The organism is Amnibacterium sp., from assembly GCF_036559085.1.
GTDB lineage: Bacteria > Actinomycetota > Actinomycetes > Actinomycetales > Microbacteriaceae > Amnibacterium.
Genome location: NZ_DATBTU010000003.1, coordinates 1 through 5,659, shown reverse-complemented (window position 1 = coordinate 5,659; position 5,659 = coordinate 1). Strand labels below are relative to the sequence as shown.

Below are 5,659 nucleotides of genomic sequence, written 5' to 3'. Positions count from 1 at the left end.
GGAACGGCGCGATGTGCGGATGGGGTCAGGCGAGCGCCGCCTTCAGCCGGTCGAGGATCGCGGCGGTGTCCTCATCGCTGTGCGCGACCGAGAGGTGCCCCTGGCCATCGACGAGGTGCACGTCCGCGCCCGGCACGTGCTCTGCGAGCCACCGCCCGTGCGCGAACGGCACCATCAGGTCGAGCGAGCCCTGCCAGATCGACACCGGGACGCGGATCTCGGCGAGGTCGAAGCCCCACGGCGCCGCGAACGCGAGGTCGTCGTCCAGCCAGCCGTCGACGCCGGTGCGGACGGACTCGTGGAAGCTCGCCGCCACCTCCTCGGCGAACCGGTCGGTGAGCACGGCGCGGTCGACGTCGGGCAGCAGGCTCGACATCTCGGCGACGATCCCGTCCGGCGTGACGGTCGCGAGGCCCTCCCGCTGACCGTCGAGATAGCGCCGCAGGGACTCCTCCCCCTCGAGCGTCGCGCCGAACTCGTCGAGGTTGTCCTGGCCCATGCCGGCGAGGAAGTCGAGGCCCTCCGCCTCGTAGGGCGCGATGCCCGCGACGACGAGCACGGCCACGGCCTGCTCCAGCCGCGCCGCGCAGGCCAGCGCGTGCGGTCCGCCGCCCGAGCGGCCGCCGACGACGCAGCGCTCGGCGCCGAGTCCTGCGAGCACCGCGCGGGTGTCCGCGACGACGTCGACGACCGTGCGGCCCGGCTGCCGGGTGGAGTCGCCGTAGCCGGGGCGCGACCAGGTCACCATCCGCAGGCCGCGGCCGTGCACCGCCCGCTCGAGGTCCGACGGCGGATGGTAGGAACCCGGCGTCCCGTGGTGCATCACGAACGGCACGCCGTCCTCGGGCCCGGAGACGGAGAGGTCGATGGAGCGGCCATCGGGCAGGCGGAACGGCGTCATCGGCATGGCGCGATCCTGCCATCCGACCGCGCGGATCCGCCGTGCCGCTGGCGCGCCGGCCCCTCCGTCTGGCACGGTGGTCGGCTGCGGAGATGCCGTCGGCCCCGGATCATCGCCGGGCGCACCACCAGGAGCCGACGTTGGCCCACATCGAGCTGTCCCACTGCGACCACGTGCTGGAGGACGGGCGTCCGCTGCTGAACGACGTCGGCCTGCGCGTCGGCGAGGGCCGCAAGATCGCGCTCGTCGGACCGAACGGCATCGGCAAGTCGACGCTGCTGGCCCTGCTCGACGGGCGGCTGCCGCTCCAGGCGGGCAGCCGCGGCATCTCGGGGCGCCTCGGGGTGATGCGGCAGTTCATCGGGTCGGTCCGCGACGAGTCGACCGTGCGCGACCTGCTGCTCACCACCGCGCCGCCGGCCGTGCAGGCGGCCGCCGAGCGGATGGATGCCGCCGAGCGCGCCATGCTCGACACCGGCTCCGAGGCGGCCGGCATCGCCTACGCGCAGGCCCTCGCCGACTGGGGCGACGCCGGCGGCTACGACGAGGAGGTGCGCTGGGACTCCGCGACGCTCGAGTCGCTGCACCTCCCCTACGAGCAGGCGCGCGACCGCCTCGCCGCGTCGCTCTCCGGCGGCGAGCAGAAGCGGCTCGTGCTGGAGGCGCTGCTCTCCGGCCCCGCCGACGTGCTGCTGCTCGACGAGCCCGACAACTACCTCGACGTGCCCGGCAAGGAGTGGCTCGAGCAGTCCGTGCGGGAGTCGCCGAAGACCATCCTCTTCGTCACGCACGACCGCGAGATGATCGCCCGCTGCGCCACCGCCATCGCCACCCTCGAGCGCGGCGCCGCCGGCTCGACGCTGTGGGTGCACGGCGGCGACCTCGCCACCTACGCGGGGGCGCGCGCCGACCGCAACGCACGGGCGGATGAGGTGCGCCGGCGCTGGGACGAGGAGGAGCAGAAGCTCAAGGACCTCGTGCAGCTGTACAAGACCAAGGCGGCCTACAACGCCGACATGGCGAGCCGGCTGCAGGCCGCCCGGAGCCGCCTCGAGCGCTTCCGCGCGGACGGGCCGCCGGCGCCCGCGCCGCTGCCCGAGAAGGTCGTCATGCGGCTGTCGGGCGGCCGGACCGCGAAGCGGGCGATCACCTGCGAGCGGCTCGAGCTCGAGGGGCTGATGAAGCCCTTCTCGACCGAGATCTGGTTCGGCGACCGCGTGGCCGTGCTCGGCAGCAACGGATCGGGGAAGTCGCACTTCCTGCGCCTGCTGCGCCTGATGGACGAGCACCGCCTGGGCCGCGACGAGCTCGCGCCGGTGCCGCACTCGGGCGTCGTGCGGCTCGGGTCGCGGGTGCGCACGGGGTACTTCAACCAGACCCACGAGCATCCGGAGTTCACGGGCCGCACGCTGCTCGAGGTGCTCGGGGCGGGTGACGAGGCTCCCCACGGCCACGGCCGTCACGCTGCTTCGCAGCGCGCCGGAACCGGGCCGCGTGGGCCCGGCTCAGGGCTCGACCGCGCGGGGGCGTCGGCGGTGCTGAACCGCTACGGCCTCGTGAAGTCCGCGGAGCAGCGCTTCGAGACGCTCTCGGGCGGCCAGCAGGCCCGCTTCCAGATCCTGCTCCTCGAGCTCGAGGGCGCGACCCTGCTCCTGCTCGACGAGCCGACGGACAACCTCGACTTCGAGTCGGCGGAGGCGCTCGAGCAGGGCCTCGCCGGGTTCGAGGGCGCGGTGCTGGCGGTCACGCACGACCGGTGGTTCGCCCGCACGTTCGACCGCTTCCTCGTCTTCGGCGAGAGCGGCGACGTGGTCGCGACGGACGTGCCGGTCTGGGACGCGGGCTTCGTCCGCCGCGCGCGGTGACCGGATCCGGGCGGGTTGCGTCATTCCGGGCGCCTTTTGACGCCCGGAATGTCGGGAGTCGCCCGGATTCCGGATGCGTGTCCTCGCGGCCGGCCCGTGTTCGTCGTCCGGGTAGAGCGAGTGAGGAGCCCCCGTGGAGTACCTGATCCTGATCCACAACAACGCCGAGACCGAGGCGGCCATCCAGGGCGAGGCGCAGGAGGAGTTCCAGCGCGCGCACGACGACCTTCAGCGCGAGCTGAAGGCATCCGGCGAGCTGGTGGAGACGCAGATCCTCGACGACGCGCAGGCGCGCGTCGTCCGCACCGGTGAGGCGCCCCTCGTCACCGACGGGCCCTACGCCGAGCTGCGGGAGTGGGTGGGGGGCTACTACCGGGTCGACTGCGCCGACCTCGACCGGGCGGTCGAGATCGCGTCGCGGTTCGTCGAGGCGCGGTGGTCGCCGGTCGAGGTGCGGCGGATCGGGATCGACTAGCGAGCACCCTGCGGACTGCCGAGCGCGCTGCAGCCTGCTCGCGAGTCCGCAGGCTGCTCGTCAGGCGCGCTACTCGGCGTGGTCCGCGGTCGTGGGCCAGCGCCCGTCCTCGGAGAACGCGGTCGCCCAGTAGTAGGGGTTGAGGTCTGCGAGACGGCGGCCGCTCCAGCCACGCGGATCCTGCGGATCGCTGACACCGACCTCGACGGCCGGGCCCCACAGCGCCAGGCGCTCCTGGCAGAGCCCGCACGGTGCCAGCACGAGGTCGCGCCGGCGGTCGCTGCTGCGGTTCACGCAGATCGAGGCGACGACGGCGCGTCCATCCGTGAAGGCGGCGCACATCGGGCCGACCTCCGCGCAGAGCCCGGCCCCCGAGTTCATGTTGTCGAGGCCGATGCCCGTGACGATCGAGCCGTCGTCGAGGCGGAGTGCGGCCGCGGTCGCCCAGGGCGCGGACGGCAGCCGCCGCTCGATCAGGGCGACGGCTGCGTCGTACAGGGCTTCGTCGACGGGCATGCGGCAAGTGTGGCCGACGTGGGTGGCGCCGACCGTCAGCCCCGGCGGATCCGCTCCCGGTGCAGGTCCGTCTGCGCGAGCGCGGAGGCGAGGGTGTGCCCGTGCAGGTGCTCGAAGCCGGCGCTCCAGCGGATCGCGCTCGCGATCGCCCAGGTCGACGCATCCGGCTGCTCGGCGAGCACCGCGGCGATCTCGGCGCTGCGCCGCAGATGATGGGCGCGCATCGCGGCGACGCGGTCGGCGAGGCCGGTGAAACGGAAGCCGTGGCCCGGCAGCACCTCGACGTCGAGCGGCTCGAGGGCGGCGAGCGAGGCGAGGTGGTCGTCGATGGGGTTGGTCGGCCCGCTGCCCCCGAGCCCGACGCCCGGGTAGACGGTCGGTAGCACGGTGTCGCCGGTGAGGAGCAGGCCGCGCTCGGCGTCGTGCAGGCAGATCGAGCCGCGGGTGTGGCCGGGCGTGTGCAGCACGTCGAGCGACCAGCCGGGCACGTCGAGGCGGTCGCCGTGCCGCACGACCAGGCCCGCGGATGCGGAGGGCGCCGTCGCCTGCACGGTCTCGTCGATGACGCGGAGCTCGGGGCGCCGCTCGGCGGGGACCGCCCAGGCGTCCAGCTGCGCCTCGACCGCATCCGGATCGAAGATGTCGGCCACCCGCTCCTCGATCACGTCGGCGTGCTCGTCGGCGTGCAGCACGACCGGCGCGCCCGTCGTCGCTGCCAGGTGGCCGGCGAGCCCGAGGTGGTCGGGATGCAGGTGGGTGACGACGATCTGGCGCAGCGGGCCGCCGAGCGCCGCGATCGCGTCCTCGACGAGGCGGCGGTTCGCGGGCGCGTCCCAGCCGGGATCGACGACGTGCACGCCGCCCTCGCGGTCGCGGAGCAGGTAGGTGAGCGTCGACCCCACCACCGCTGCGGCGGTGATCGGCACCTGGATCGCGACGAGGTCGTCCGCGATCCGGTCCGGACCGGGATCCCGCCGGTCGGCGACGGCGGTCGCCCAGGCGACGTCGGAGGGCACGATCGGAGGCATCGCATCCGACCGTAGCCGCCGTCCGCCGGGTGTCCTGCGAGCGGCGGCGGCTAGCGTCGGGCCATGACCGATGCGCGCGGCACGGATGCGGATGTGCTCGTCGTCGGCGCCGGGCTCGCGGGGCTCGCCGCGGCGCTGCGGCTCACCGCTTCGGGACGCACGGTGCGGGTGCTCGAGGCGTCCGACGGCCCGGGCGGCCGGATGCGCTCCGACGTCGTCGCCGGCTTCACGGTCGACCGCGGCTTCCAGGTGCTGAACACGGCCTATCCCGAGCTCGCGCGGCTCGGCGTGCTCGATGCGCTGCCGCTGCGCCGGTTCGACCGGGGCGCGCTGCTGCGGCACGGCGACCGGCTCTCGCTGGTCGCGGATCCGCGGCAGGTGCCGGCCGGCATGGCCGGGCTGCTCGGCGGCGCGCTCGGCTCCGTGGCCGAGCGGGCGGCGCTCGGCGCGTTCGTGGCGCAGGTGGCGTACGGGCCGGGCGACGCCATCCGCCACCGGCCGGACGTGCCGTTCGCCGAGGTGCTGCGCCGGTGGCGGATCGACGGCGACCCGACCGAGCACCTGCTGCGGCCGTTCCTCGCCGGGGTGCTGCTCGAGTCGGAGCTGTCCACCTCGAGCCGCTTCGTCGAGGCGGTCCTGCGCACGTTCGTCCGCGGCGAGGTCGTGGTGCCGGCAGGTGGGATCGGCGCGGTGCCGGCGCTGCTCGCGTCGCGGCTGCCCGCGGGCGCGATCGCCTACGGGTCACCGGTCGTGGCCGTGCGGCCCGGCGCCGTCGACCTCGAGGGCGGCGGCACGCTGGCCGCCGGCACCGTGGTCGTGGCCGCCGATCCGGTGCGCGCCGCCGGGCTGATCGGCGAGCCCGCGCCGCGGATGC

6 protein-coding genes are annotated in these 5,659 nt (G+C 74.7%); 3 read left to right on the top strand and 3 right to left on the bottom strand.

Going from position 1 to position 5,659, the window contains the following annotated elements:
- Window positions 1–25 precede the first annotated feature (25 nt).
- Window positions 26–907, bottom strand: coding sequence for an alpha/beta fold hydrolase (locus VIG76_RS00175; RefSeq protein ID WP_331949781.1), 882 nt, complete (start codon window positions 905–907; stop codon window positions 26–28).
- 134 nt (window positions 908–1,041) lie between these two features.
- On the opposite strand from VIG76_RS00175, the gene VIG76_RS00170 reads away from it, so the two are divergent.
- The gene (locus tag VIG76_RS00170; RefSeq protein ID WP_331949779.1) at window positions 1,042–2,766 is read left to right on the top strand and encodes an ABC-F family ATP-binding cassette domain-containing protein; all 1,725 of its coding nucleotides are present in this window, start codon (window positions 1,042–1,044) and stop codon (window positions 2,764–2,766) included.
- A 133-nt stretch (window positions 2,767–2,899) separates the two neighbouring features.
- A complete protein-coding gene (locus VIG76_RS00165; protein WP_331949777.1) occupies window positions 2,900–3,241 on the top strand; it encodes a YciI family protein in 342 nt (113 codons plus the stop codon).
- Between the two features lie 69 nt (window positions 3,242–3,310).
- Here the strand turns inward: VIG76_RS00165 and VIG76_RS00160 are convergent, their stop codons facing one another.
- Window positions 3,311–3,757, bottom strand: a complete 447-nt coding sequence (locus VIG76_RS00160; protein WP_331949775.1) for a cytidine deaminase — start codon at window positions 3,755–3,757, stop codon at window positions 3,311–3,313.
- Window positions 3,758–3,792: 35 nt separating this feature from the next.
- Entirely contained in the window at window positions 3,793–4,785 is a 993-nt protein-coding gene (locus VIG76_RS00155) for an MBL fold metallo-hydrolase (protein WP_331949773.1), read from the bottom strand.
- A 63-nt stretch (window positions 4,786–4,848) separates the two neighbouring features.
- On the opposite strand from VIG76_RS00155, the gene VIG76_RS00150 reads away from it, so the two are divergent.
- Window positions 4,849–5,659, top strand: an 811-nt coding sequence (locus VIG76_RS00150; RefSeq protein WP_331949771.1) for an FAD-dependent oxidoreductase, incomplete at its 3' end; no start/stop codon positions are given.

Excerpts from the sequence above, each read along its gene's own strand:
- VIG76_RS00175 (WP_331949781.1), bottom strand. The coding sequence starts at position 907 with ATGCCGATGACGCCGTTCCGCCTGCCCGATGGCCGCTCCATCGACCTC.
- VIG76_RS00160 (WP_331949775.1), bottom strand. The coding sequence starts at position 3,757 with ATGCCCGTCGACGAAGCCCTGTACGACGCAGCCGTCGCCCTGATCGAG.
- VIG76_RS00155 (WP_331949773.1), bottom strand. The coding sequence starts at position 4,785 with ATGCCTCCGATCGTGCCCTCCGACGTCGCCTGGGCGACCGCCGTCGCC.